This window comes from Microbacterium cremeum, assembly GCF_015277855.1.
Taxonomy (GTDB): Bacteria; Actinomycetota; Actinomycetes; order Actinomycetales; family Microbacteriaceae; genus Microbacterium; species Microbacterium cremeum.
On record NZ_CP063812.1, the window covers coordinates 2,124,623 to 2,148,367 of the forward strand.

The window sequence follows — 23,745 nt, forward strand, 5'->3', positions numbered from 1 at the left end:
CTCAATGACCGTCGAGATCTCGCGCGGGCGGAATCCGCTGCGCGACTCCGAGGATCGTCGCCTCAACCGCATCGCCGGTCCGAGCGCGCTCGTCATCTTCGGCGTCACGGGAGACCTTTCCCGCAAGAAGCTCATGCCCGCCGTCTACGACCTCGCCAACCGCGGTCTGCTGCCCCCGGGCTTCGCGCTCGTCGGCTTCGCGCGCCGCGACTGGGAGGACCAGGACTTCGCCCAGGTCGTGTACGACGCGGTTCGCCAGCACGCGCGCACCGAGTTCCGCGACGAGACGTGGCAGCAGCTGCTGCAGGGCATCCGGTTCGTCTCCGGCGAGTTCGGCGACCCCGACGCGTTCCGGCGCCTGCGCGAGACCGTCGACCGCCTCGACACCGAGCGCGGCACGATGGGCAACCACGCGTTCTACCTGTCGATCCCGCCCAAGGACTTCCCGGTCGTCGCCGAGCAGCTGAAGGCGTCCGGTCTCGTCGACGACACCGCCGACCAGCCGGACCGGTGGCGGCGCGTGGTGATCGAGAAGCCCTTCGGGCACGACCAGGAGTCGGCGCGCGCGCTGAACGACGTGCTGCGGTCGGCGTTCCCGACGGATTCGATCTTCCGCATCGACCACTACCTCGGCAAGGAGACGGTCCAGAACATCCTGGCGCTGCGCTTCGCGAACGAGCTGTACGAGCCGATCTGGAACCGCAACTACGTGGACCACGTGCAGATCACGATGGCCGAGGACATCGGAGTGGGCGGCCGCGCCGGCTACTACGACGGCGTCGGAGCGGCGCGCGACGTGATCCAGAACCATCTCCTCCAGCTCATGGCGCTCACCGCCATGGAGGAGCCCATCTCGTTCGACGCGAAGGACCTCCGCGCCGAGAAGGAGAAGGTGCTGGCCGCGGTCACGCTGCCCGAGGACCTCGCCCGTTCGACGGCGCGCGGTCAGTACGCGGGCGGCTGGCAGGGCGGCGAGAAGGTGCTCGGCTTCCTCGAGGAGGACGGGATGAACCCGCACTCGACCACCGAGACGTACGCCGCGATCACCCTCGAGGTCAACACGCGGCGCTGGGCGGGTGTGCCGTTCTACCTCCGCACCGGCAAGCGGCTCGGCCGCCGCGTGACCGAGATCGCGGTCGTGTTCAAGCGCGCGCCCGAGCTGCTCTTCTCGCGCAGCCAGACATCGGGTCAGGGGCAGAACGCCCTCGTGATCCGCGTGCAGCCCGACGAGGGCGTCACGATCCGCTTCGGGTCGAAGGTGCCGGGTGCCGGAGCGCAGGTGCGCGACGTCACGATGGACTTCGGATACGGCCACGCCTTCACCGAGGCGAGCCCCGAGGCCTACGAGCGGCTGATCCTGGACGTGCTCCTCGGCGACCCGCCGCTGTTCCCCCGACACGAAGAGGTCGAGCTCTCGTGGCGGATCCTCGACCCGATCGAGCAGTTCTGGGAAGCCCAGGGCGTACCGCTCGAACAGTATTCGCCCGGGTCGTGGGGCCCGGCATCCGCGGACGAGATGCTCGCCCGCGACGGCCGTAGCTGGAGGCGCCCGTGATCGTCGATCTTCCCGACACCACCGTCAGCAAGATCTCGCGGGCGCTCGTCAGCGTGCGCGAGGAGGGCGGCGCCGTCGCGCTCGGCCGCGTGCTGACCCTCGTCATCCTGACGCGCGAGGGCGCGGTCGAAGAGGTGATCGAAGCCGCGAACGACGCCTCGCGCGAGCACCCGATGCGCGTCATCGTGCTGATGATCCCCGACAGCACCGACGGGACCTCGCGTCTGGACGCCCAGATCCGGGTCGGCGGCGACGCCGGCGCGAGCGAGGTCGTGACCCTTCGCGCCTTCGGCGAGGCGGGCGAGTCGAACCTCGAGAGCCTGGTGACGGGCTTGCTCCTCCCGGACGCTCCGGTCGTGGTGTGGTGGCCGAACCGCACGCCCGAGAACATCTCGAAGACCTCGATCGGCAGGATCGCGCAACGACGCATCACGGATGCCGCCACGAAGTCCGACCCGTCGGCCTGGGTGGCGAGTCTCGGCGAGCAGTACGCGCCCGGTGACACCGATCTGGCCTGGACGCGCCTCACGCGCTGGCGCGAGCAGCTGGCGGCGATCCTCGATCAGCCGCCGTACGAGCCCGTCCTCGGCGTGCGGGTGCGCGGCGCGTCCGACTCGCCCTCCACGGCGCTCCTCGCGGCCTGGCTGCGGCTCGCGCTCGATGTGAAGGTCGAGTGGGAGTATCTCGCCCCCGAGGAGTGGCCGCACGGCATCAAGTCGGTCGCCCTGGTGCGCCCGAGCGGCGAAGTGCTGCTCGAGCGCCCGACGCCCGGCGTCGCGATCCTCACCCAGCCGGGGCAGCCGAGCCACGAGCTCGCGTTCCCCCGCCGCACGCTCCGCGAATGCCTGGCAGAGGAGCTCCGCCGTCTCGACCCGGACGTCCTGTATGGTCGAGTCATCACCGAGGGTTGGGAGCTGCTCGACCCGCCGGCGACGAAGGAGACGCAGGTCTGATGAGCGGTTCGTGCGGGTGAGTGGCGAGCATGGTTGAAGCCTGGGCCGAGAAGCGCGTCGTCATCAGTCCCGATCCCGCGAAGCTCGCCGAGTCGGTCGCTGCCCGGTTCCTGAGCCGGGTCGCCAAGCGCACCGACGAGGGCAAGCTCGCGCACATCTCGCTCACCGGCGGATCCATGGGCTCGGCGGTGCTGGCAGCCGCCGCCCGCAGCGACCGCGTGGCACGCATCGACTGGTCGTTGGTGCACTTCTGGTGGAGCGACGAGCGGTTCGTTCCCAGCGGCGACGCGGATCGCAACGAGCAGCAGGCGCGTGACGCGTTCCTGGACCGGCTCGACCTCCCGGAGACCAACATCCACGCACCGCTCGCCAGCGACGCAGAGCCGGACCTCGATGCCGCCGCCGCCGCCTACGCGCGCGAACTGGCCGTCTTCCCCGGCCCCGACGGACCGTGGCCGTCGTTCGACGTGTGCTTCCTGGGCGTGGGCCCGGACGCCCACATCGCGTCGCTGTTCCCCGACCGGCCCGAGATCCAGATCACCGATCGCGCGGTGGTCGCCGTGCGCGACTCCCCCAAGCCGCCGCCCGAGCGCGTCACGATGACACGCCCGGTCATCAACGGCTCCAAGCGAGTCTGGCTCGTCATCTCCGGTGCCGACAAGGCCTCCGCGCTGGGGCTCGCACTGGCCGGTGCGAGCTACGAGAGCGTGCCCGCGGCCGGCGCGAAGGGGCGCCGGCGCACCGTGTTCTTCGTCGACGAGGCTGCCGCCTCCCAGGTCCCGCCCGACCTGATCGACAGGGAGTACTGACGTACGAACGAGAGAAGAGCGGATGCCTCGGCATCCGCTCTTCTCATTCGACTTCGACCCGCGTCACTCCTGGCCGCGGCGCTCGCGCAGCTGCTTGAGCGCGTCTTCGAGGAGGGCGTCGGCCTCTTCCTCGGTGCGGCGCTCCTTCACGTAGGCGAGGTGCGTCTTGTACGGCTCGGTCTTCGCGAGTGCGGGCGGGTTGTCCTTGTCGCGTCCGGCGGGAAGGCCCGAGTGCGGCGAGTCGATCGTCTCGGGGATCTCCTCTTCGGGGATCCCGGCGGCGAAATAGCGGACCGTCTCGTTGCCCAGCGCGTCCCAGTACGAGATCGCGATGCGCTCGGCGTGGAACCCGTGGTCCTGCTCGCCCATCGGCCCGGCACCGACGCGGGTGCCGCGGATCGCGTTGCCTCCGGTCGCCATCAGAGTGCCTGGAACTTCGTCATGAGGCCGAGCGCGACGATCGCGGCGAACCACACCAGCGCCAGGATCACGGTGAACCGGTTGAGGTTGCGCTCCGCGAGCCCGGACGAGCCGAGCGCGGAGGTCATGCCGCCGCCGAACATGTCGGACAGGCCGCCGCCGCGCCCCTTGTGGAGCAGGATGAGGAGAGTCAGCAGGAGGCTCGTGATGCCCAGGAGCACCTGCAGGACGAACTCGAGGATCTGCACTGTGTAGGCCTTTCGTTGCGATCGATCGCCGATCGCACAAGCGTCAAGTATAACCATCACCTCGTTTCGTCTCGCTTCGCGAGCCGAAACGAATTCACACGCCGACGTGCTTCTGGTAGCGGATGATCGCGGCGAACTCGTCCACGACCAGACTCGCCCCGCCGACGAGCGCGCCGTCGACGTCGGGCTCGCGCATGAAGCTCGCGATGTTCGCGGCCTTCACCGAGCCGCCGTAGAGGATGCGCGTCCGTGCCGCGGCGTCCTCCCCCAGCTTCGCCGCCACCACTTCTCGAAGCTTCGCGCACACGTCCTGAGCCTGATCCGGCGTCGCCGCCTGGCCCGAGCCGATCGCCCACACCGGCTCGTACGCGACCACGATCTCGGCATCCGCCTTCAGGCTCTCGAGTGCCACCGAGAGCTGGCTGACGGGCACGGCGCTCGCGCCGAACTCCTCGAGGTCCTCACTGGTCTCGCCGACGCAGATCACCGGCACCAGCCCGTGGCGGAGGGCTGCCTGCACCTTCGAGCCCACGACCTCATCGGTCTCGGCGTGGTACTGGCGCCGCTCGGAGTGGCCGATGATGACGTAGCGGGCGTCGAGCTTGGCCAGGAACGCGCCCGACACCTCACCGGTGTACGCGCCGCCGTCGTGGGCCGAGAGATCCTGCGCGCCCAGCGCGAACGGGATCTTGTCGGCGTCCAGCAGCGTCTGGACGGTGCGAAGGTCGGTGAAGGGCGGGAACACGGCCACCTCGACCGAGCCGTCCTCGTGCTTGGCGTCCTTGAGCGTCCAGTGCAGCTTCTGCACGAACGCGACCGCCTGCAGGTGGTCGAGGTTCATCTTCCAGTTGCCTGCGATGAGCGGGGTGCGGGTGCTCACTGCCATCCGAGGACCTCCAGTCCGGGGAGCTTCTTGCCCTCGAGGAATTCGAGGCTTGCGCCGCCGCCGGTCGAGATGTGACCGAAGGCGTCGTCGGCGAATCCGAGCTGGCGCACGGCAGCGGCGGAGTCTCCGCCGCCGACCACCGAGAGGCCGTCGACCTCGGTGAGGGCCTTGGCGACGGTCTTGGTGCCCGCGGCGAAGGCGGGCATCTCGAACACGCCCATGGGGCCGTTCCAGAAGACCGTCTTCGAACCGCGCACGGCGTCTGCGAACAGCGACGCGGTCTCGGGCCCGATGTCGAGGCCGAGCCCCGAGGCGCCGAAGGCGGTGTCCTCGAGGGCGTCCGCTCGCGCGACGACGTGCTCGGCGCCGGCCGCGAAGGAGGCCGCGACCACGGCGTCCACGGGGAGCACGAGCTCGACGCCGCGCTCCTTGGCCTGCGCGATGTACCCGCGCACCGTGTCGAGCTGGTCCTGCTCCAGCAGGCTCGAGCCCACCTTGTGGCCTTCTGCCGCAAGGAAGGTGAACATCATGCCGCCACCGACGAGCAGCTTGTCGACACGCGGCAGCAGGTGCTCGATGACACCGAGCTTGTCGCTGACCTTCGACCCGCCGAGGATCACGGCGTACGGGCTCTCGGGGTTCTCGGTGAGGCGGTCGAGGACATCGACCTCCTTCTCGATGAGGAATCCCGCGGCGGAGGGCAGGAGCTCGGCGAGGTCGTAGACGGACGCCTGCTTGCGGTGCACGACGCCGAAGCCGTCCGACACCAGCACGTCGCCGAGAGCGGCGAGCTCCTGCGCGAACGCGCGGCGCGCAGCATCGTCCTTCGCCGTCTCGCCGGGGTTGAACCGCAGATTCTCGATGACGGCCACGTCGCCGTCCTCGAGGGCGGCGACGGCCTCACGGGCCGACTCCCCCACGGTGTCGCGCGCGAACGCGACGGGCTTCCCGAGCAGTTCCGACAGGCGCTGCGCGACCGGCGCGAGGCTGTACTTCGTGTCGGGGGCGCCGTCGGGCCGCCCCAGGTGGGAGCAGACGATGACGCGGGCGCCCTGGTTGATGAGGGCGTTGAGCGTGGGGAGCGTGGCCCGCACACGGCCATCGTCCGTGATGACCCCGTCCCGGAGCGGGACATTGAGGTCAGCACGGACGATGACGCGCTTGCCGGCCAGCGAACCCAGCGAGTCGAGGGTGCGCAGAGCCATGGCCGGGTTTACAGACGCTCGGCGACGTACTCGGTGAGGTCGACGAGGCGGTTCGAGTAGCCCCACTCGTTGTCGTACCAGGCCGAGACCTTGACGAGGTTGCCGCTGACGTTGGTCAGCTCCGAGTCGAAGATCGACGAGTGCGGGTTGAGCTGGATGTCGCTCGAGACGATCGGGTCCTCGGTGTACTCGAGGTAGCCGGCGAGCCGGCCGTCGGCGGCCGCCGTCTTGTACGCCTCGTTGACCTGCTCGGCGGTGAGGCCCTCGGTCGGCGTCACGATGGTGAGGTCGACGATCGAGCCGGTCGGGACCGGCACGCGGTACGACGACCCGCTGAGCTTGCCGTTGAGCTCGGGCAGCACGCGGCCGATCGCCTTGGCGGCACCGGTCGAGGCGGGGACGATGTTGATCGCGGCAGCGCGGGCACGGCGCAGGTCGCTGTGCGGGCCGTCCTGCAGGTTCTGGTCGGCCGTGTAGGCGTGCGCGGTCATCATGAAGCCGCGCTCGATGCCGAACGCGTCGTTGAAGACCTTCGCGAGCGGCGCGAGGCAGTTCGTCGTGCACGAGGCGTTCGAGATGATGGTGTGGTTCTCGGGGTCGTACTCGCCCTCGTTCACGCCCATGACGATCGTGACGTCGTCGCCGGTCGCGGGTGCCGAGATCAGGACCTTCTTGGCGCCGCCGGCGATGTGCTTCTTGGCGTCCTCGGCCTTGGTGAAGCGACCGGTCGACTCGATGACGATGTCGACGCCCAGCTCGCCCCACGGCAGGTTGGCCGGGTCGCGCTCTTCGAAGACCTTGATCGACTTGCCGCCGACCGTGATCGAGTCGCCGTCGTACGAGACGGACTCGCTGAGCGGGCCGCCGACCGAGTCGTAGGTGAGCAGGTGCGCGAGAGTCTTGTTGTCGGTGAGGTCGTTCACCGCCACGATTTCGAGGTCCGCACCCTGCGCGAGCGCCGCGCGGAGGTAGTTGCGTCCGATTCGGCCGAAGCCGTTGATGCCGATCTTGACAGCCACGGAGTTTCTCCTGAGATGTGTCGTGCGCGAATGCGCGGTTTGGTGCGATTCAGACTGGACAACGGCGTCCCGGCGGGCGGTCCCGCCGGGACGCCGCGCCTGCTATGACAGTACCAGCAGGCCCGAGGTCTTCTGGCGGGCGGCGTCGAGGCGCTGCGCGACGTTCTGCCAGTTCGCGATGTTCCAGACCGCCTTGACGTAGTCGGCCTTCACGTTGAGGTAGTCGAGGTAGAAGGCGTGCTCCCACATGTCGAGCTGGAAGATCGGGATCGTGCCCTGAGCGGTGTTGCTCTGCTGGTCGAACAGCTGCTGGATGAGCAGCTGCTCCCCGATCGGGTCCCAGCTGAGGACGGCCCAGCCCGACCCCTGGATGCCGGTGGCGGCAGCGGTGAAGTGGGCCTGGAACTTGTCGAATCCGCCGAAGAACTCGTCGATCGCGGCACGCAGCTCGCCCTCGGGCTCGCCGCCGCCCTCGGGAGAGAGGTTCGTCCAGAAGATCGAGTGGTTGACGTGCCCGCCGAGGTTGAAGGCGAGGTCCTTCTCGAGCTTGTTCACGTTCGCGAGGCTGCCGGATTCCCGCGCCTCGGCGAGCTGCTCGAGTGCGGTGTTGGCCCCGGTCACGTACGCCTGGTGGTGCTTGCTGTGGTGCAGCTCCATGATCTTGCCGCTGATGTGCGGCTCGAGGGCGGCGTAGTCGTAGGGGAGGTCGGGCAGGGTGTACTTCGCCATGTTCTCTTCTTCCTGTCGGCACGGCGCCGAGAAGCCCGGCGCTGCGAGGGTGACGGCTTCATCCTACTGAGCACCAACGCACCGACGAGGGGGTTGCTTCCCCCTGTGACGGGGCGATACTGCGAGCCCGGACCGGGCGGCGTCAGTCCTCGATACCGGCGGGCACGGCCGATTCGGTGTCGGGCAGACCGTCGGCCTCCGCCTTCTTGTCGGCCATCGCCAGCAGACGGCGGATGCGTCCGGCCACGGCGTCCTTGGTCAGCGGCGGGTCGGCGTGGTGCCCGAGCTCGTCGAGACTCGCATCGCGGTGCGCGAGCCGCAGCTCCCCGGCCTCGCGGAGGTGCTCGGGCACCTCTTCGCCGAGGATCTCGAGCGCGCGCTCGACGCGCGCACACGCGGCGACGGCTGCCTGCGCCGAGCGCCGCAGGTTCGCGTCGTCGAAGTTCACCAGGCGGTTCACGCCGGCGCGCACCTCGCGCCGCTGGCGCAGCTGATCCCACTCGGAGGCAGCGCGCACGGCTCCCATCGCGGCCAGGGCGGCGCGGATCGCCTCACCTTCGCGCACGACCACCCGCGGCACGCCGCGCACCTCGCGTGCCTTGCCCGAGATGCCGAGGCGATGCGCCGCGCCGACGAGGGCCATCGCGGCCTCGGACGACGGGCACGTGATCTCGAGCGCGGCGGACCGGCCCGGCTCGCTCAGGCTGCCGGCCGCGAGGAAGGCCCCGCGCCAGATCGCGGCGAGATCGGCGCGCGATCCGGTCGTGAGCTTGTTCGGCAGACCGCGGACCGGACGGCGGCGCTGATCCAGGAGCCCGGTCTGGCGCGCGAGCGTCTCGCCGCCCTCGATGACGCGGACCGCGTAGTGGCTGCCGTTGCGGGCGCCGGAGCCCTGCACGTGGACGAGCTCGGGACGCACGCCGTACAGCTCGACCAGGTCGCGCGCGGTGCGCCGCGCAAGCAGATCGGAGTCGAGCTCGGCCTCGACCGCGACGCGGTTGGCGATCGAGTGCAGGCCGCCCGAGAATCGCAGCAGGGAGGTCAGCTCTGCCACGCGGGCCGTCGGGCGCGGGTCGCGCACGGTGATCAGCTCGGCCTTCACGTCAGCGGTGAGCGACACGGGTCTCCTTCGCAGTGGGGTTCGGGACAAAGAGACAGCCTACTCGGGCGGACTCGATCCCACCCAGGCCCACGCGGTTCATTCGCGACCGAGGTCGCGATGCTTCACGCGCACCGCGACGCCGGGGATGCTGCCGAGCCGCTCGGCGAGCTCGCGCGCCATCACGACCGATCGATGCTTGCCGCCGGTGCAGCCCACCGCCACCACCGAGTGACGCTTGTTCTCGCGTTGGTAGCCCTCGAGCACCGGGCGCAGCGCCGCCGCGTAGGCGTCGAGGAATTCGCGCGCGCCCTCCTGCTCCAGCACGAAGTCCCGCACATCGGCGTCCTCGCCGGTGAGGGCTCGCAGCTCCTCACTCCAGAACGGATTGGGGAGGAACCGCATGTCGGCGACCAGGTCGGCATCCGGCGGCAGCCCGTACTTGAACCCGAAGCTGAGCAGAGTCAGCGTGTGGCGTGCAGCGCCCTCTTCGCGGAAGAGGTCGCTGACCTGCGTGGCGAGCTGATGGATGTTGTACGACGAGGTGTCGATGATGACGTCGGCGCTCTCGCGCACCGCTGCGAGACGCTGGCGCTCCCGGCGGATGCCGTCGAGCAGGGTCCCGTCGCCCTGAAGCGGGTGCGGGCGTCGCACCGCCTCGAACCGGCGCACGAGCACGTCGTCCGAGGCATCCAGGAACATCAGCCGGATCTGGCGCCGCTCGCGCAGCGCCCGCATGGCCTCGGGGAGGTCCGAGAACAGGTCGCGCCCGCGGACGTCGACCACGACAGCCACCCGCGGGAGCACGCCCGCGGCGAGCTCGGTCAGATCGAGGAGCGGCTTGAGCATCTGCGGCGGCAGGTTGTCGACGACGTACCAGTCGAGGTCCTCGAGGGCGTTCGCAGCGGTGGAGCGTCCTGCTCCCGACATCCCGGTGACGATCAGCACCTCACCGGTGTCGCGCCCGTTCTCGTCGCGACGCGTCGCCTCGCTCATGACCACCCCCGTCGTCGGCCCCCAGCCTACTCATCAGACGGCGCGCTCGGCTGCGCGAGGTGCGCGTGGATCGCAGCGGCGAGCTTGGGGCCGACCCCGGGAAGCTCGGCGATCTCGTCGGGCGTCGCCTTCCTGAGTGCCGACACCGAGCCGAAGTGACGGAGCAGCGCTTTGATGCGCGCCGCGCCGAGACCGGGGACCTCGGCGAGTACGCTCTGGATGTCGCGACGCCGGCGGCGGCGCTGGTGCGAGATCGCGAACCGATGCGCCTCGTCGCGCAGCCGCTGCAGCAGGTAGAGCGCTTCGGAGGTGCGCGGAAGGATGACGGGGTACTCCTCCCCCGGCAGCCAGACCTCCTCCAGCCGCTTCGCGATGCCGCACAGCGCGATCTCGTCGTGCCCGGAATCACGAAGGGCACGCGCCGCGGCCTCGACCTGCGGCTTGCCGCCGTCCACGACCAGCAGCTGTGGCCGGTACGCGAACCGGGGACGCCGTCGTGCGGTCACGACCTCCTCGTCCGCCGTCGGGTCGGGGGCGACGTCGATCCCGGGCCCCGCGCCCGACGACGGCTCTTCCGGGCGATCCAGATACGCGAGCCGCCGCATGAGCACCTGGTGGAGCGAGTCGGTGTCGTCGGTCGTCTCGGCGACGCCGAACGACCGGTACTGGTCCTTGCGCGGCAGCCCGTCCTCGAACACCACCATCGACGCGACGACGTTGGTGCCGCCGAGATGCGACACGTCGAAGCACTCGATGCGCAGGGGCGCTTCGGCGAGGCCGAGCGCTTCCTGCAGATCGGTGAGCGCCTGCGAGCGGGCGACGTAGTCGCTGGTGCGCCGGGTCTTGTGGAGCATGAGCGCCTGCTGGGCGTTGAGGCTCGCCGTCTTCATCAGCTCGGCCTTGCGGCCGCGCTGCGCGACCTGGATCGACACCGCCTTGCCGCGGCGGGCGCGGAGCCACTCCTCCAGGTCGGCCGCGTCCTCCGGCATCGCGGGCACCAGGACCTGCCGCGGGATGTCGGCCCCCGCGGCGTTGCCGTACGTCCGCTGGATCACCTGGTCGACGAGCTCACCGCCCGTGATGTCGAGCTCTTTCTCGATCGTGGTGGCGCGGACGCCGCGCACGCGTCCGCCGCGGATCACGAAGTGCTGCACCGTGGCGGCCAGCTCGTCCTCGGCGATGCCGAACAGATCCGCATCCGTGTCGGCGGCGAGCACCAGCGCGCTCTTGTTGAGGACCGCGTCGATGGCCTGGAGCTTGTCGCGGTACACCGCAGCGGCCTCGTAGTCCATCGCCGCCGACGCCTCGCGCATGCGCGCGGTGAGCTCCCTCGTGAAGCGCTGGTCGCCCCCGGCCATGAACGCGATGAAGTCGTCGACGATCGCTCGATGCTCCTCGATCGTGACCTTCATCGAGCACGGCCCGCCGCAGCGGCCGATCTGGCCGGGGAAGCAGGGGCGCCCCGTCGCCATGGCCTTCTTGTACGATGCGTCGCTACACGTGCGGATCGGGAAGACCCTGATCATGAGGTCGATGGTGTCGTGCACCGCCCACACCTTCGGGTACGGCCCGAAGTACTTGGCGCCCGAGATCCGACGGTTGCGGGTCACGATCACGCGCGGCGCCTCGTCGGCGAGCGTGATCGCCATGAACGGGTACGACTTGTCGTCCTTGTAGCGGACGTTGAACGGCGGATCGAACTCCTTGATCCACTGGTACTCGAGCTGCAGAGAGTCCACATCGGTCGCGACGACCGTCCATTCGACGGATGCCGCGGTCGTGACCATGCGCCGGGTCCGCTCGTGGAGCGTGTGCAGCGGCGCGAAGTAGTTCGACAGCCGCGCGCGGAGGTTCTTGGCCTTGCCGACGTACAGCACGCGGCCGTTCGCATCGCGGAAGCGATAGACCCCGGGATTGGTCGGGATCTCGCCCGGCCGCGGCTTGTACGGGACGGTGGGAGCAGGGCGTGCCATGCCGTTCAGCCGGCCTTGCGCGCCTCGACGAGATCCGCCGGGGCCCGCAGCCCCAGCACCTCGGCGAGGAACGCGCCGGTGTGGCTGCCCTCGACGCGCGCGACCTGCTCGGGCGTCCCGGTCGCGACGACGCGGCCGCCGCCGGCACCGCCCTCGGGGCCCAGGTCGATGACCCAGTCGGACGACTTGATCACGTCGAGGTTGTGCTCGATCACGATGACGGTGTTGCCCTTGTCGACGAGTCCGCCCAGCACCTCGAGGAGCTTGCGCACGTCCTCGAAGTGAAGCCCGGTGGTCGGCTCGTCGAGCACGTAGATCGAGCGGCCGTTGGTGCGCCGCTGCAGCTCGGTGGCGAGCTTCACGCGCTGCGCCTCGCCGCCCGAGAGCGTGGTCGCCGACTGACCGAGCCGCACGTACCCCAGGCCCACGTCGACGAGCGTCTTGAGGTAGCGGTGGATCGCCTGGATCGGCTCGAAGAACTCGGCGGCCTCGGCGATCGGCATCTCGAGCACCTCGGCGATGTTCTTGCCCTTGTAGTGCACTGCGAGCGTGTCGCGGTTGTACCGCTTGCCGTGGCACACCTCGCAGTCCACGTAGACGTCCGGCAGGAAGTTCATCTCGATCTTGATCGTGCCGTCGCCCGAGCACGCCTCGCAGCGCCCACCCTTGACGTTGAAGCTGAAGCGGCCGGGCTGGTACCCGCGGACCTTCGCCTCGGGCGTCTCGCTGAACAGGGTCCGGATGCGGTCGAACACCCCGGTGTACGTCGCGGGATTCGAGCGCGGCGTGCGGCCGATCGGCGCCTGGTCGACGTGCACGACCTTGTCGAGGTTGTCGAGTCCGGTCACGCGCGTGTGCTTGCCCGCGACGCGGCGCGCGCCGTTGAGGCGCGTCGCCAGCACCTGGTACAGGATGCCGTTGACCAGGGTGGACTTGCCGGAGCCGCTGACGCCGGTGACCGCGGTGAGCACGCCGAGGGGAAAGTCGACGGTCACGTTCTTGAGGTTGTTCTCACGCGCGCCGACGACCGTCACCTGCCGGGACTTGTCGATCTTGCGCCGCTTCTTGGGGATCGGGATCGAGCGGCGTCCCGCGAGGTAGTCGCCGGTGACGGATGCGCCGTCGGCGAGGAGTTCGCCGATCGGACCCGAGTGGACCACCGCGCCGCCGTTCACGCCCGCCCCGGGACCGATGTCGACGATCCAGTCCGCGGCGTGGATGGTCTCTTCGTCGTGCTCGACGACGATGAGCGTGTTGCCCAGGTCGCGCAGCGCCACGAGCGTCTCGATGAGTCGGCGGTTGTCGCGCTGATGGAGGCCGATCGACGGCTCGTCGAGCACATAGAGCACGCCGGTGAGCCCGGATCCGATCTGCGTCGCGAGACGGATGCGCTGCGCCTCGCCGCCCGACAGCGTCGCTGCGGCGCGGCTGAGGCTCAGGTAGTCCAGGCCCACGCGGATCAGGAAGTCGAGACGCACGCGGATCTCACGCAGCACCTGCGCGGCGATCGTGGCCTCGCGCTCGGTGAGGGTCAGCTTCGCGAAGTACTCGCGCGCCTCGCCGAGGCTCAGGCGCGAGGCATCCGCGATCGAATGCCCATGGACGAGCACGGCCAGCACCTCGGGCTTGAGCCGGTCGCCGTCGCAGACGGGGCACGGCACCTCACGCAGGTACTCGGCCCAGCGCTGGCGCTGCGTGTCGGACTCGGCCTGCGTGTACTGCCGCTCGATATAGGGAACGACCCCTTCGAAGCCCGACGAGTAGCGCATCTCACGGCCGTAGCGGTTCTTCCATCGCACCGTGACCTTGTAGTCCTCGCCGCGCAGCACCGCCTCACGCACCGACGCCGGGAGGTTCTTCCACGGCGTGTCGAGCGAGAACCCGAGATCGGCTGCGAGGCCCTCGAGAAGCCGCTCGTAGTACTGGAACAGCCCCTTGCCCTGCGTCGTCCAGGGGATCAGCACGCCCTCGCGGATCGAGAGCTCCTCGTCGCCGAGCATCAGATCCACATCGACCGACATGCGCGTTCCCAGGCCCGAGCAGGTGGGGCATGCGCCGAACGGCGCGTTGAACGAGAAGGTGCGCGGCTCGATCTCGGTGAGCTGCAGGGGGTGGCCGTTCGGGCACGCGAGCTTCTCGGAGAAGGACTGCCACGCGGCATCGCCCTCTTCATCGACGAAGTTCACCTGCATGACGCCGCTCGCCAGCGAAAGGGCGGTCTCGACCGAATCGGTGACGCGGTCGAGGATGCCGGGCGCCGCGACGAGCCGGTCGACCACGACGGCGATGTCGTGCTTGTAGCTCTTCTTGAGCGCGGGCGGTTCAGCCAGCTGGATCAGCTCGCCGTCGACGATCGCGCGCGCGTAGCCCTTCGCGCCGAGCTCCTTGAAGAGGTCGACGAACTCGCCCTTCTTCTGCGTGACGACGGGAGCGACGATCTGGTAGCGGGTGCGCTCCGGAAGATCTGCGAGCTGGTCGGCGATCTGCTGCACGGTCTGCCGCTGGATGACCTCGCCGCATTCGGGACAGTGCGGCACGCCGATGCGCGCCCACAGCAGGCGCATGTAGTCGTGGATCTCGGTGATCGTGCCGACAGTCGATCGCGGGTTGCGGTTGGTCGACTTCTGGTCGATCGACACAGCGGGGCTCAGGCCTTCGATGAAGTCGACGTCGGGGCGATCCACCTGACCGAGGAACTGGCGCGCGTACGCGCTCAGCGATTCGACGTACCGGCGCTGGCCTTCGGCGAAGATCGTGTCGAACGCGAGGCTCGACTTGCCCGATCCCGACAGACCCGTGAACACCACGAGCGAATCGCGCGGGATGTCGAGGTCGACGTCTTTCAGGTTGTGCACGCGGGCACCGCGGACGCTGAGTTTTCCGCTGGTGTTCGCGGAGTTTGCGGGCAGGGCGACAGGGACGATGGGCACCAGACAAGTTTAGGCGGGGCCTCCGACATAGGCGCCGGAGACCCCGCCTTCACAGGATCGACTCGGGTGCTACTTGACCACGACCGTCACGGGCGCGCTCTCGGAGGGCTTCACCGTGTCGCTCCCCGTGTACTCCGCCCGCAGTTCGTGCTCACCCGGCGCGAGGGTCGGCAGCGTGATCTTCGCGACACCGCCCTCGCCGGTGGTGGTGAGCGTCGCGGTGGCGATCGCCGTGTCGCCGTCGTAGACGACGACCTCGCCCGCGACGGGCGTGCCGAACTCGGCGGTCACGGTCACGGCGTACTTGACCTTGCCGTTGCCCTTCGAGTTGGCCAGCACCTTGTTGGGCGTGCCCACGGTGACGCTGTCGGCACGGTCGATGTCGACGGGCACGGTGAGCGTGGTGCCGGTCTGCGCGCCGGTCAGCACGAGCTCGGCGGTCGAGCCGAGCGGCACGTCGGCCGGCAGCTCCACGGAGATCGAGGCGGTGCCGTAGTCGTCGTACACCGCCGTTCCGACGGTGTTGTCGACCGGGAAGGTGCCGAGCACCTCGCCGTCGAGCGACACCGCGATCTCGGAGTCCGTCACATCACCGGGTGCGGTCATCGCCCACGACTTGACGCCCAGCGCGACGGTCGCGCCCGGGTCGTACGCGGCCGGCGCACCCGCCGCGAAGGCCACCTCGACCGCCCGCTGCGAGTAGTCGACCGCCAGCGGAGAACCGGCGGGCGCGAACTCCTCGAGGTAGTCGACCATCGCTGCGAGGTCCACCTTGCCGGTGTCGCGCTTGTCGGCGCCGTTCCCGAACTCGCGGAAGTTGTCGCCGCCGCTCGCGAGGAACGAGTTGACCGTGACGGAGTAGGTCGCCGCCAGGTCGATCGGCTCACCGTTCAGCCACATGCCCGTGATGGTGCCCCGCGGCGCCTCGTACGTCAGCCCCTCTTCGTCCAGTGCGGTCGCGGGGTTGTCCTGCTGCACCTCGGTCACGATCTGCTGGGTGTAGGTGTACTGGAAGCCCTCGGACGCACCGAGCCGCAGGTAGGGCCGGGTCGGGAGCGCGTTGAACGCGTCCCGCTGCCACTGCTGCTCGAGCACGGTCTGGATCTGCGCGCCGGTGAGCTGGAGGTTCACGAGCGTGTTGGCGAAGGGCTGCACCAGCGCCGCCTGCTTGTAGGTCAGGGTGCGCGGGAACGACCCGTCGGCGGGAACAGTGCCGACCATGTCGGTACGGAGGCCGCCGGGATTCATGAACGCGATCTGCGCACCGCCGGATTCCGGCGCTTCGGTCGCCCACTGCTGCACCTCGGCGACGAGGTTGCCCAGCGTCGACTCGCCACCACGGTTCTCGCTGGTGCCGTTCGCGAGCTTGGCACGGTTGAAGGCTCCGGCGATCTCGCCCAGGGGCTCGGCGCCGAGCACCTCGGCATCGGCGAGCGCCGCCGCGACGAGCTGCGCGACCTCGTCATCCGGTGCCGCCGGGTGCGATGCGATCGCGATGATCGACTGCGTCTTGGCGTGGACCTCACCGGTCGCACCGTCGACGGTGTAGACCAGCTGGTTCAGGTTGGTGCCGTACTGGCCGGCCGAGACCACGGGGCGCGTCGTGACGGCGCGGCCCTGGTCGATCCACTCCTGGACCGGGTACTCGCAGTTGTAGGCGAGGTGCGTGTGGCCCGACACGATGGCGTCGACGTCGGCCGACACGCCGCCCACGATCTCGCCCCATGCCGTGCCGGGCGCGACGCCCTGGGTGCAGTCGGTGACCGGCGATCCCTCGTGCACCAGCATGACGACGAGGTCCGCCCCCGCGGCGACGAGCTCGGCGGCCTCGGCGTTGACCGAGTCGACGATCCCCCGCACCTCGATGTCGGCGATGCCGGCGGGGCTGACCAGTGCGTTGAGCTCTTCGGTGACGGCGCCGACGAAGCCCACCTCGACGTCGCCGAACTCCTTGATCCAGGTCGCCGGCACGGCGTCGTCACCGGTGGCGCGCATCTTGAGGTTCGCGGCGATGTACTGCCACTCGGCTCCGCCGTACGGGTTCGTCACCGGGTCGTAGGGTGCCATGACGCGCTCGACGAGGTCGTCGTAACCCTGGTCCAGCTCGTGGTTTCCCACTGCCGAGACCTCGAGTCCGGCGGCGTTGAGGGCGTCGATCGTCGGCTTGTCGTTCTGGATGAACGACTCGAACGTCGAGGCGCCGATGAGGTCGCCCGCGGCGGCGAACACCGTGTTGGGGTTGGCGGCTCGCAGCGCCTCGACCGCGCCCGCGAGCTTCGCGGCGCCGGCCTCGGCGCCGTTCGCCGCGATGCGGCCGTGGAAGTCGTTCGTGGCGAGGATCTGCACCTCGGTGGTGGCGGCGTGGGCGGCAGGCGCGGTGAGCGCGCTCACGCCGATCGCGGCCGCAGCCGCGACTGCGCATACGGCGAGCCGCCGGGATGCGCGGGGACGGTCTGGGTGGGACCTGATTCGCATGGATGTTTCCTCTTGCTCTCGGGTTTCGATGCCGTCGTGCTGACACGGGGGTTCGCCGTCGCTGACACGCCGTGCCTCGAGCCTAGGATCGGTTGGCGCGGCAGACCAGAGGGGCGACGGAGACTTCACCCACCCGTTACGCAACTCACCGCCCGTGCGGGTGAGCGGTCGGGCCCTCAGCGCCTGCCGGCGAACGGTGCGAGCGCATCGCGCAGCGCGGCGAGGGTCGCGGCATCCGTGCCGACGCTCGCCATCACGTGTCCGGGCACTTCGAGGGCACGCCGGCGCAGTGCCTGCCCCGACGGGGTCAGCGCCACGTCGAGCACCCGCTCGTCGTCGGCGCGCCGGGTGCGGGTGACCAGGCCCTGCGCTTCGAGGCGCTTGATGAGCGGAGACAGCGTCGCCGGCTCCAGCGCGAGCTCCTCCGCGAGGTCTCGCAGCGACCGTGGTGACGACTCCCACAGGGCGAGCATCACGAGGTACTGCGGGTGCGTGAGCCCGAGCGGCTCGAGGATGGGCCGGTAGATCGCGACGACGTTGCGGGCGGCGGTGACCAGGGCGAAGCACACCTGGTTCTCGAGCTTCAGCAGGTCGTCGGCGGTGGGAGGGGTGTCGGTCACCCCGAGATTCTATCGACGCAAATCGTTAGTACACTAATGACTATGACAGAGACGGATGCCGCAGACCGCCGCTCGCTGCGCCAGCGGGTGCGCGAGGCCGGCGGGTGGTACGCGTGGTGGAACACGAAGCTCATTCGCGTGGCGGGGCCTGCGGCCGTAGGGCCCTACGAGACGGCTCCCCCGCCCACGGCGGCCGAACGCGCCGAGCGCGCGTGCCCGCTGTGCGGGGCACCGATCTCGCAGCACGTCTTCGACCGCTCGGGCCCCAAACCCCTCATGCACTGCCCGTAGCAGCGCCTGAGCCGCCCGGGCTTCAGGCGTGCCCGGCGCGCTCCATCGCCCGCAGCTCCTTCTTGAGATCCTGCACCTCGTCGCGCAGGCGGGCCGCCAGCTCGAACTTCAGCTCTCCCGCGGCGGCGAGCATCTGGCTGCTGAGGTCGGCGATCGTCGCCTCGAGCTGCTCGGCGCCCTCGGCCGCGATCCCCTCCCGACGCAGCTGCGGCGTCGGCGACTTGCCCTTGCCCGACTTGGTCTTCGCGGCGGCTTTGCCCCGCAGCATCCGGTCGGTGTCGGAGGCCTCGCGCGCGAGCACCTCGGTGATGTCGGCGATCCGCTTGCGCAGCGGCTGAGGGTCGATCCCGCGCTCCTTGTTGTACGCGACCTGCTTCTCGCGCCTCCGGTCGGTCTCTTCGATCGCGTTGCGCATCGAATCGGTGATCGTGTCGGCGTACATGTGCACCTGGCCCGACACGTTGCGCGCCGCGCGGCCGATGGTCTGGATGAGCGATGTGCCGCTGCGGAGGAACCCCTCCTTGTCGGCGTCGAGGATCGCCACGAGCGACACCTCGGGAAGGTCGAGGCCTTCGCGGAGGAGGTTGATGCCGACGAGCACGTCGTAGACGCCGGCCCGCAGCTCGCTCAGCAGCTCGACGCGGCGGAGCGTGTCGACGTCGGAGTGCAGGTAGCGCACGCGCACGCCGTGCTCGCCGAGGAAGTCGGTGAGTTCTTCTGCCATCTTCTTGGTGAGCGTCGTCACGAGCACGCGCTCGTCGCGCTCGACGCGGATGCGGATCTCTTCGAGCAGGTCGTCGATCTGGCCCTTCGACGGCTTCACGATGATCTCGGGGTCGACGAGGCCCGTCGGACGGATGATCTGCTCGACGACGCCGTCGGCCACGCCCATCTCGTACCGGCCCGGTGTCGCCGACAGGTACACCGTCTGCCCGATGCGCTCCTTGAACTCGTCCCAGCGCAGCGGCCGGTTGTCGAGCGCGCTCGGCAGCCGGAACCCGTGCTCGACGAGCGTGCGCTTGCGCGAGGCATCCCCCTCGTACATCGCGCCGATCTGCGGAACCGTCACGTGCGACTCGTCGATGACCATGAGGAAGTCGTCGGGGAAGAAGTCCAGCAGCGTGTGCGGCGGCTCACCGGCGGACCGCCCGTCGAGGTGGCGCGAATAGTTCTCGATGCCCGAGCAGAACCCCAGCTGCTGCAGCATCTCGAGGTCGAACGTCGTGCGCATGCGCAGCCGCTGCGCCTCGAGCAGCTTGTTCTGCGACTCGAGCTCTTGGAGCCGCCCCGCCAGCTCCTCTTCGATCGTGCCGATCGCGCGCTGGACGGTCTCGGTGCCGGCGACGTAGTGCGAGGCGGGGAAGATCGGCACGCTGTCGAGCCGCTGCACCACGTCGCCGGTGAGCGGATGCAGCATGTACAGCGCCTCGATCTCGTCGCCGAACATCTCGATCCGGATCGCGTACTCCTCGTACACCGGGATGATCTCGATCGTGTCGCCGCGCACGCGGAAGTTGCCGCGCGAGAAGTCCACGTCGTTGCGGTTGTACTGCATCGCGATGAACTTGCGGATGAGCGCATTGCGGTCGTACACCTCGCCCACCTGCAGCGCGACCATCGCGCGCATGTACTCCTCGGGCGCACCCAGGCCGTAGATGCACGACACCGTGCTCACCACGACGACGTCGCGGCGGCTGAGGAGCGAGTTGGTGGTGGAGTGGCGCAGGCGTTCGACCTCGGCGTTGATCGAGGAGTCCTTCTCGATGAAGGTGTCGGTCTGCGGGACGTAGGCCTCGGGCTGGTAGTAGTCGTAGTAGCTGACGAAGTACTCGACGGCGTTGTGCGGCATGAGCTCGCGGAACTCGTTCGCGAGCTGCGCGGCGAGGGTCTTGTTGTGGGCCAGCACGAGCGTCGGCCGCTGCACGGCCTCGATCAGCCAGGCCGTCGTGGCCGACTTGCCGGTGCCGGTGGCGCCGAGCAGCACGACGTCGGTCTCGCCCGCGTTGATGCGGGCGGCGAGCTCGGCGATCGCCTGCGGCTGGTCGCCCGACGGCTCGTACTCGCTCACGACCTCGAACGGCCGCACGGATCGTGTGGTCTGCATCTGTCCCAGCGTAGGCGGCGGCTCCGACATCGCGGCCGACTCGAGGTATCGGATCGCGCCGCGTTCGCGGCAAGCGGATGCCGGGCGCCGATCTCATCGATCGCCGGCGAGGTCCGCGCGATCAGCCGCCGAACCCTCCCCCGTCGAATCCTCCGAAGCCTCCCCCGTCGAATCCCCCGCCGAGGCCTCCGCCGTCGAACCCGCCGCCGAAGGCTCCCCCGTCCGCGCCCGACGCGCTGCCCAGGTCGTAGGTGTCGCCGATCCACGCCGGCCCGGAGGCGAGCTGGAGAGAACCGGCGCCGACCGTGTAGTACGCCGTGACCGCGCTCGAGAAGAGGAACTGGTTCGCCACCAGCGACATGACGCCGGCGCTCGCCAGCATCGTCCGCACGTCCACCGCGTCGCGGGCGTCCTCGGCGCCGGGGCGCCGGCCCACGACGGTGCCGAGTGACGCGCCGGTGACGGCATCCGTCCCCCCGACCGCCGCCCTCCGCGCCCGGTGCTCCTCCGCCCGCCGCACCAGCCGGGCGAGCACGGTGGGGTCCTCGGCTGCGGCCTCGCGCTCGGACTCGGCCATGAAGGGCCGCAGCTGCTCGAACATCTCACGGCGGCGCTGGGGCGGCAGGTCGCCGAACGCGGTCGCGTGCGCGCTCTCGATGACCGAGGCGGGAAGCGTCCCGAGCAGGTAGACGTACCGCGCGATCCGCTCTTCGTCGGTCACAGCGCGGTACGGGTCCCTGCGCCGGCGGAATCTCGAGAGCATGCCCATGCGACACCTCCATGACGTGCGTCCAGAGTACGCCGCCGCGCTCCGCAGCGACACCGCCCGCGTCGGGACCGCGACGCGCCTAGAGTGAAGGCGTGCTGGAGTTCCTCGTCGGGTCGGGACTCGCCACGGCGGCGGGGCTCAACGCGTGGATGCCGCTGTTCGTGCTCGGGCTCGCGGACCGGTTCGTGCCGGCGGTCGAGCTGCCGGCGGGCTGGGCCTGGCTGTCATCCGATGTCGCCCTGTGGGTCGTCGGCGTGCTGCTGGTGGTCGAGATCGTCGCCGACAAGATTCCGGCAGTCGACTCGGTCAACGACGTGATCCAGACGCTCGTGCGCCCGGCGGCGGGCGGCATCGCCTTCGGCGCGGGCTCGAGCGCCGAGACCGTGCGCGTGGACGACCCGGAGCTCCTCTCCGGGACGGCCTGGGTGCCGATCGCGATCGGCGTCGTGATCGCGCTCGCGGTGCACGCGCTGAAGGCCGCGGTGCGCCCGGCGGCGAATGTCGCCACGGCGGGAATGGCAGCTCCCGTCATCAGCACCGTCGAGGATGCGACCTCGCTCGCCCTGTCGGTGCTCGCGATCGTCGTGCCGGTCGTGGCGCTGCTCGTGATCGTGGGCCTCGGCGTCGCCGTGGCGGTGACGTTGCGCTCCCGGCGGCGGCGGCGCGCGGCGCGCGATGGCGCCCCGCCGGACGACCGCTGATCGCGCCGGCTACCGCGCCCGCGCCGCCCGCAGGTGCACGGGCAGTCGCTCCCACAGCTCATCGACCTGCCGCAGCGTGTGCTCGAGTGTGCCGGCGGTGTCGATCACGACGTCGGCGATCGCGAGCCTCGCGTCGTCCGGTGCCTGCGATCCGATGCGGGCCGCCGCCTCGGCCTCGCTCAGCCCGCGCAGCGCCACGAGCCGTCGCGCGCGCACCTCCGCCGGCGCGTGGGCCACGACGACGAGCTCCCACGGGTCGTCCACCCGCGCCTCGACGAGCAGCGGGACGTCGTAGACGACGACCGCCTCGGGATCGGCCGCGAAGGCGGCCTCGAACCTGCGGGCCGACTCCGCCCGGACCGCGGGATGCACGATGGCGTTGAGGCGTGCGATCGCCGCGGGATCGCCGAAGACGCGCGCGCCGAGGGCGGCGCGATCGAGCGATCCATCGGACCGCAGCACATCTGCGCCGAACTGGTCGGCGAGGGCGGCGAGGACGCCCGACCCGGGCTGCTGCACGTCGCGCACGAGCTGATCGGCGTCGACCACGACGGCGCCGTGCTCGGCGAGACGCCGTGCGATCGTTGACTTTCCGGAGGCGATTCCGCCCGTGAGTGCGACGAGTGGCATGACTCGAGGATGCCATGTGCCGGCGCGGCCTCACGGTCACCGGCGCCGCAGCAAGCCTGGGCCGTTCCTGAGCGGGGCCTGAGGCGCCGCTGAGGGCCCGGGAGTAGCCTCGGGGACACCCGAAGGAGCAGCACCGCACGTGCGGAGTCTGGGGAGGGTGGGGCCATGACCTCCGGATGCGACGACGTTGCGTCCGGCATGATCCCGCTCCGACGCACGCGCCGCTGCGCCGCCTTGCGCGGCGGAGCGAGCGACGCGGTCCGCTCCCGGCGCGTAGGAGCGGCGATCGTGGGGGCGATCGCCACTCCGACGCGCGCACCGAGGACGCGCGCAGGGCGGGTTGTGGGGAAGCTCCCCGCCCTCCGCGCGGCCTGTCGTTCCGGCGGAACGAGCGGGCGGCGCGGATCGGGACCCGCCGCCCGCCACCCGGCCGGACGCCGCGCGGTCCTGACCGCCGCCTCGACGATGTGCCGCTGATGCACGAGGGGCAGCACCTGTTCCAGAGCCCGATCTGGGATATCATGACCGACGTCCAGCTGCCGGCGCAGGCATCGCCGGCTCCGGGGGGTGCAGCAGTGCAGGAAGCACGCGTAGCGGTCGTGATCGAGGATGAGGACGACATCCGGTCCCTGCTGTCGACCGTGCTGGCACAGGCCGGCTTCGAAGTCCACGGCGCCGCGAACGGCGCGGACGGTGTCGAGCTCGTGCGCGCCCACCGCCCCGTTGTCACGACTCTCGACGTCAACATGGCCGGCATGGACGGATTCGAGACCGCCAAGCGCATCCGCTCGATCAGCTCGACCTACATCGTGATGCTGACAGCGCGCACGGAGGAGATCGACGCGCTGCAGGGACTGGAGGCCGGCGCCGACGACTATGTCGCGAAGCCGTTCCGGCCCCGGGAGCTGCGCGCGCGGATCGATGCGATGCTGCGCCGCCCGCGGGAGGTCGCGCCCGCCCGCGCCGACACGACGGCGCCGTCGTCCGCGTCCGCGGCGGCGTGGCTCGATCATCACGGTCTGAGGCTCAACCCCGAGACTCGCGTCGTGACGGTGGACGGCGACGAGGTCGTGCTGACGCGCAGCGAGTTCGACATCCTCGCCGACCTGCTCTCCGGCGGACGACGCGTCCGGGCGAAGACCGACCTCGCGATAATGCTGCGCGGCGACCAGTCCGTCGCCGACTTCGTCAGCGACAGCGACGCACGCGCGATCGAGGTGCATGTCGCGAACCTCCGCCGCAAGCTCGGCGAGTCGCCGTCCGAGCCGAGATGGATCGAGACGGTGCGCGGGGTGGGCTATCGCTTGACGGGATGAGCCCGTTCTCGGTCGCT

At 70.1% G+C, this 23,745-nt stretch carries 21 protein-coding genes; 6 read left to right on the forward strand and 15 right to left on the reverse strand.

What is annotated here, in order from left to right:
• Nucleotides 1-4: 4 nt before the first annotated feature.
• Genes zwf through pgl form a run of 3 tightly spaced genes read left to right on the forward strand, consistent with a single transcriptional unit; the run spans nucleotide 5 to nucleotide 3,317 of the window.
• The gene (gene zwf / locus IM778_RS09650; RefSeq protein WP_194408700.1) at nucleotides 5-1,555 is read left to right on the forward strand and encodes a glucose-6-phosphate dehydrogenase; all 1,551 of its coding nucleotides are present in this window, start codon (nucleotides 5-7) and stop codon (nucleotides 1,553-1,555) included.
• Complete coding sequence (locus IM778_RS09655) at nucleotides 1,552-2,508, forward strand: glucose-6-phosphate dehydrogenase assembly protein OpcA (protein WP_194408701.1); 957 nt, start codon at nucleotides 1,552-1,554, stop codon at nucleotides 2,506-2,508. The genes zwf and IM778_RS09655 overlap by 4 nt, the downstream gene beginning before the upstream one ends.
• A 29-nt stretch (nucleotides 2,509-2,537) precedes the next feature.
• Entirely contained in the window at nucleotides 2,538-3,317 is a 780-nt protein-coding gene (gene pgl, locus IM778_RS09660; protein ID WP_194408702.1) for a 6-phosphogluconolactonase, read from the forward strand.
• Between the two features lie 63 nt (nucleotides 3,318-3,380).
• Here the strand turns inward: pgl and IM778_RS09665 are convergent, their stop codons facing one another.
• The 12 genes from IM778_RS09665 to IM778_RS09720 all read right to left on the reverse strand — a co-directional run bounded on the left by IM778_RS09665 (nucleotide 3,381) and on the right by IM778_RS09720 (nucleotide 17,917).
• A complete protein-coding gene (locus IM778_RS09665) occupies nucleotides 3,381-3,737 on the reverse strand; it encodes an RNA polymerase-binding protein RbpA (RefSeq protein WP_194408703.1) in 357 nt (118 codons plus the stop codon).
• Complete coding sequence (secG, locus tag IM778_RS09670) at nucleotides 3,737-3,985, reverse strand: preprotein translocase subunit SecG (protein ID WP_127818185.1); 249 nt, start codon at nucleotides 3,983-3,985, stop codon at nucleotides 3,737-3,739. Before secG ends, IM778_RS09665 begins: the two co-directional genes overlap by 1 nt.
• A gap of 94 nt (nucleotides 3,986-4,079) precedes the next feature.
• On the reverse strand, nucleotides 4,080-4,871 hold the full coding sequence (gene tpiA, locus IM778_RS09675) for a triose-phosphate isomerase (RefSeq protein ID WP_194408704.1): 792 nt from the start codon (nucleotides 4,869-4,871) through the stop codon (nucleotides 4,080-4,082).
• On the reverse strand, nucleotides 4,862-6,076 hold the full coding sequence (locus IM778_RS09680; protein WP_194408705.1) for a phosphoglycerate kinase: 1,215 nt from the start codon (nucleotides 6,074-6,076) through the stop codon (nucleotides 4,862-4,864). Before IM778_RS09680 ends, tpiA begins: the two co-directional genes overlap by 10 nt.
• A gap of 8 nt (nucleotides 6,077-6,084) precedes the next feature.
• The gene (gene gap, locus IM778_RS09685) at nucleotides 6,085-7,095 is read right to left on the reverse strand and encodes a type I glyceraldehyde-3-phosphate dehydrogenase (protein ID WP_194408706.1); all 1,011 of its coding nucleotides are present in this window, start codon (nucleotides 7,093-7,095) and stop codon (nucleotides 6,085-6,087) included.
• A gap of 102 nt (nucleotides 7,096-7,197) precedes the next feature.
• Nucleotides 7,198-7,824, reverse strand: coding sequence for a superoxide dismutase (locus tag IM778_RS09690; protein ID WP_194408707.1), 627 nt, complete (start codon nucleotides 7,822-7,824; stop codon nucleotides 7,198-7,200).
• A gap of 142 nt (nucleotides 7,825-7,966) precedes the next feature.
• On the reverse strand, nucleotides 7,967-8,944 hold the full coding sequence (gene whiA / locus IM778_RS09695) for a DNA-binding protein WhiA (RefSeq protein WP_194408708.1): 978 nt from the start codon (nucleotides 8,942-8,944) through the stop codon (nucleotides 7,967-7,969).
• Nucleotides 8,945-9,022: 78 nt separating this feature from the next.
• Complete coding sequence (rapZ, locus tag IM778_RS09700; protein WP_194408709.1) at nucleotides 9,023-9,919, reverse strand: RNase adapter RapZ; 897 nt, start codon at nucleotides 9,917-9,919, stop codon at nucleotides 9,023-9,025.
• A gap of 26 nt (nucleotides 9,920-9,945) precedes the next feature.
• On the reverse strand, nucleotides 9,946-11,892 hold the full coding sequence (uvrC, locus tag IM778_RS09705; RefSeq protein ID WP_194408710.1) for an excinuclease ABC subunit UvrC: 1,947 nt from the start codon (nucleotides 11,890-11,892) through the stop codon (nucleotides 9,946-9,948).
• A gap of 5 nt (nucleotides 11,893-11,897) precedes the next feature.
• The gene (uvrA, locus tag IM778_RS09710; RefSeq protein WP_194408711.1) at nucleotides 11,898-14,822 is read right to left on the reverse strand and encodes an excinuclease ABC subunit UvrA; all 2,925 of its coding nucleotides are present in this window, start codon (nucleotides 14,820-14,822) and stop codon (nucleotides 11,898-11,900) included.
• Between the two features lie 69 nt (nucleotides 14,823-14,891).
• Nucleotides 14,892-17,297, reverse strand: a complete 2,406-nt coding sequence (locus tag IM778_RS09715) for a 5'-nucleotidase C-terminal domain-containing protein (protein WP_194408712.1) — start codon at nucleotides 17,295-17,297, stop codon at nucleotides 14,892-14,894.
• A gap of 176 nt (nucleotides 17,298-17,473) precedes the next feature.
• Complete coding sequence (locus IM778_RS09720; protein ID WP_194408713.1) at nucleotides 17,474-17,917, reverse strand: MarR family winged helix-turn-helix transcriptional regulator; 444 nt, start codon at nucleotides 17,915-17,917, stop codon at nucleotides 17,474-17,476.
• A gap of 36 nt (nucleotides 17,918-17,953) precedes the next feature.
• Here IM778_RS09720 and IM778_RS09725 point away from each other — a divergent pair, with 36 nt between their 5' ends.
• Nucleotides 17,954-18,208 (forward strand): hypothetical protein, encoded by a 255-nt coding sequence (locus IM778_RS09725; protein WP_194408714.1) that lies wholly within the window; start codon nucleotides 17,954-17,956, stop codon nucleotides 18,206-18,208.
• 22 nt (nucleotides 18,209-18,230) lie between these two features.
• Here the strand turns inward: IM778_RS09725 and uvrB are convergent, their stop codons facing one another.
• Nucleotides 18,231-20,312: an excinuclease ABC subunit UvrB gene (gene uvrB / locus IM778_RS09730; protein WP_194408715.1), complete on the reverse strand. Its 2,082-nt coding sequence runs from the start codon at nucleotides 20,310-20,312 to the stop codon at nucleotides 18,231-18,233.
• A gap of 121 nt (nucleotides 20,313-20,433) precedes the next feature.
• A complete protein-coding gene (locus IM778_RS09735; protein ID WP_194408716.1) occupies nucleotides 20,434-21,081 on the reverse strand; it encodes a hypothetical protein in 648 nt (215 codons plus the stop codon).
• Nucleotides 21,082-21,173: 92 nt separating this feature from the next.
• Between IM778_RS09735 and IM778_RS09740 the strand changes: the two genes are divergently transcribed.
• On the forward strand, nucleotides 21,174-21,782 hold the full coding sequence (locus IM778_RS09740) for a DUF4126 domain-containing protein (protein ID WP_228484488.1): 609 nt from the start codon (nucleotides 21,174-21,176) through the stop codon (nucleotides 21,780-21,782).
• Between the two features lie 9 nt (nucleotides 21,783-21,791).
• Here IM778_RS09740 and coaE read toward each other — a convergent pair whose 3' ends face one another.
• On the reverse strand, nucleotides 21,792-22,412 hold the full coding sequence (gene coaE / locus IM778_RS09745) for a dephospho-CoA kinase (RefSeq protein ID WP_194408717.1): 621 nt from the start codon (nucleotides 22,410-22,412) through the stop codon (nucleotides 21,792-21,794).
• A 521-nt stretch (nucleotides 22,413-22,933) separates the two neighbouring features.
• Between coaE and IM778_RS09750 the strand changes: the two genes are divergently transcribed.
• Nucleotides 22,934-23,728, forward strand: coding sequence for a response regulator transcription factor (locus IM778_RS09750; RefSeq protein ID WP_194408718.1), 795 nt, complete (start codon nucleotides 22,934-22,936; stop codon nucleotides 23,726-23,728).
• Nucleotides 23,729-23,745 lie beyond the last annotated feature (17 nt).

What these genes read in the sequence shown, in the direction of transcription:
- IM778_RS09725 (WP_194408714.1), top strand. Translation starts at nt 17,954, where the DNA reads ATGACTATGACAGAGACGGATGCCGCAGACCGCCGCTCGCTGCGCCAG.
- IM778_RS09735 (WP_194408716.1), bottom strand. Translation starts at nt 21,081, where the DNA reads ATGGGCATGCTCTCGAGATTCCGCCGGCGCAGGGACCCGTACCGCGCT.
- coaE (WP_194408717.1), bottom strand. Translation starts at nt 22,412, where the DNA reads ATGCCACTCGTCGCACTCACGGGCGGAATCGCCTCCGGAAAGTCAACG.
- tpiA (WP_194408704.1), bottom strand. Translation starts at nt 4,871, where the DNA reads ATGGCAGTGAGCACCCGCACCCCGCTCATCGCAGGCAACTGGAAGATG.
- zwf (WP_194408700.1), top strand. Translation starts at nt 5, where the DNA reads ATGACCGTCGAGATCTCGCGCGGGCGGAATCCGCTGCGCGACTCCGAG.
- uvrC (WP_194408710.1), bottom strand. Translation starts at nt 11,892, where the DNA reads ATGGCACGCCCTGCTCCCACCGTCCCGTACAAGCCGCGGCCGGGCGAG.
- IM778_RS09715 (WP_194408712.1), bottom strand. Translation starts at nt 17,297, where the DNA reads ATGCGAATCAGGTCCCACCCAGACCGTCCCCGCGCATCCCGGCGGCTC.
- IM778_RS09690 (WP_194408707.1), bottom strand. Translation starts at nt 7,824, where the DNA reads ATGGCGAAGTACACCCTGCCCGACCTCCCCTACGACTACGCCGCCCTC.
- rapZ (WP_194408709.1), bottom strand. Translation starts at nt 9,919, where the DNA reads ATGAGCGAGGCGACGCGTCGCGACGAGAACGGGCGCGACACCGGTGAG.
- IM778_RS09680 (WP_194408705.1), bottom strand. Translation starts at nt 6,076, where the DNA reads ATGGCTCTGCGCACCCTCGACTCGCTGGGTTCGCTGGCCGGCAAGCGC.
- IM778_RS09750 (WP_194408718.1), top strand. Translation starts at nt 22,934, where the DNA reads ATGACCGACGTCCAGCTGCCGGCGCAGGCATCGCCGGCTCCGGGGGGT.
- uvrB (WP_194408715.1), bottom strand. Translation starts at nt 20,312, where the DNA reads ATGCAGACCACACGATCCGTGCGGCCGTTCGAGGTCGTGAGCGAGTAC.
- IM778_RS09665 (WP_194408703.1), bottom strand. Translation starts at nt 3,737, where the DNA reads ATGGCGACCGGAGGCAACGCGATCCGCGGCACCCGCGTCGGTGCCGGG.
- pgl (WP_194408702.1), top strand. Translation starts at nt 2,538, where the DNA reads ATGGTTGAAGCCTGGGCCGAGAAGCGCGTCGTCATCAGTCCCGATCCC.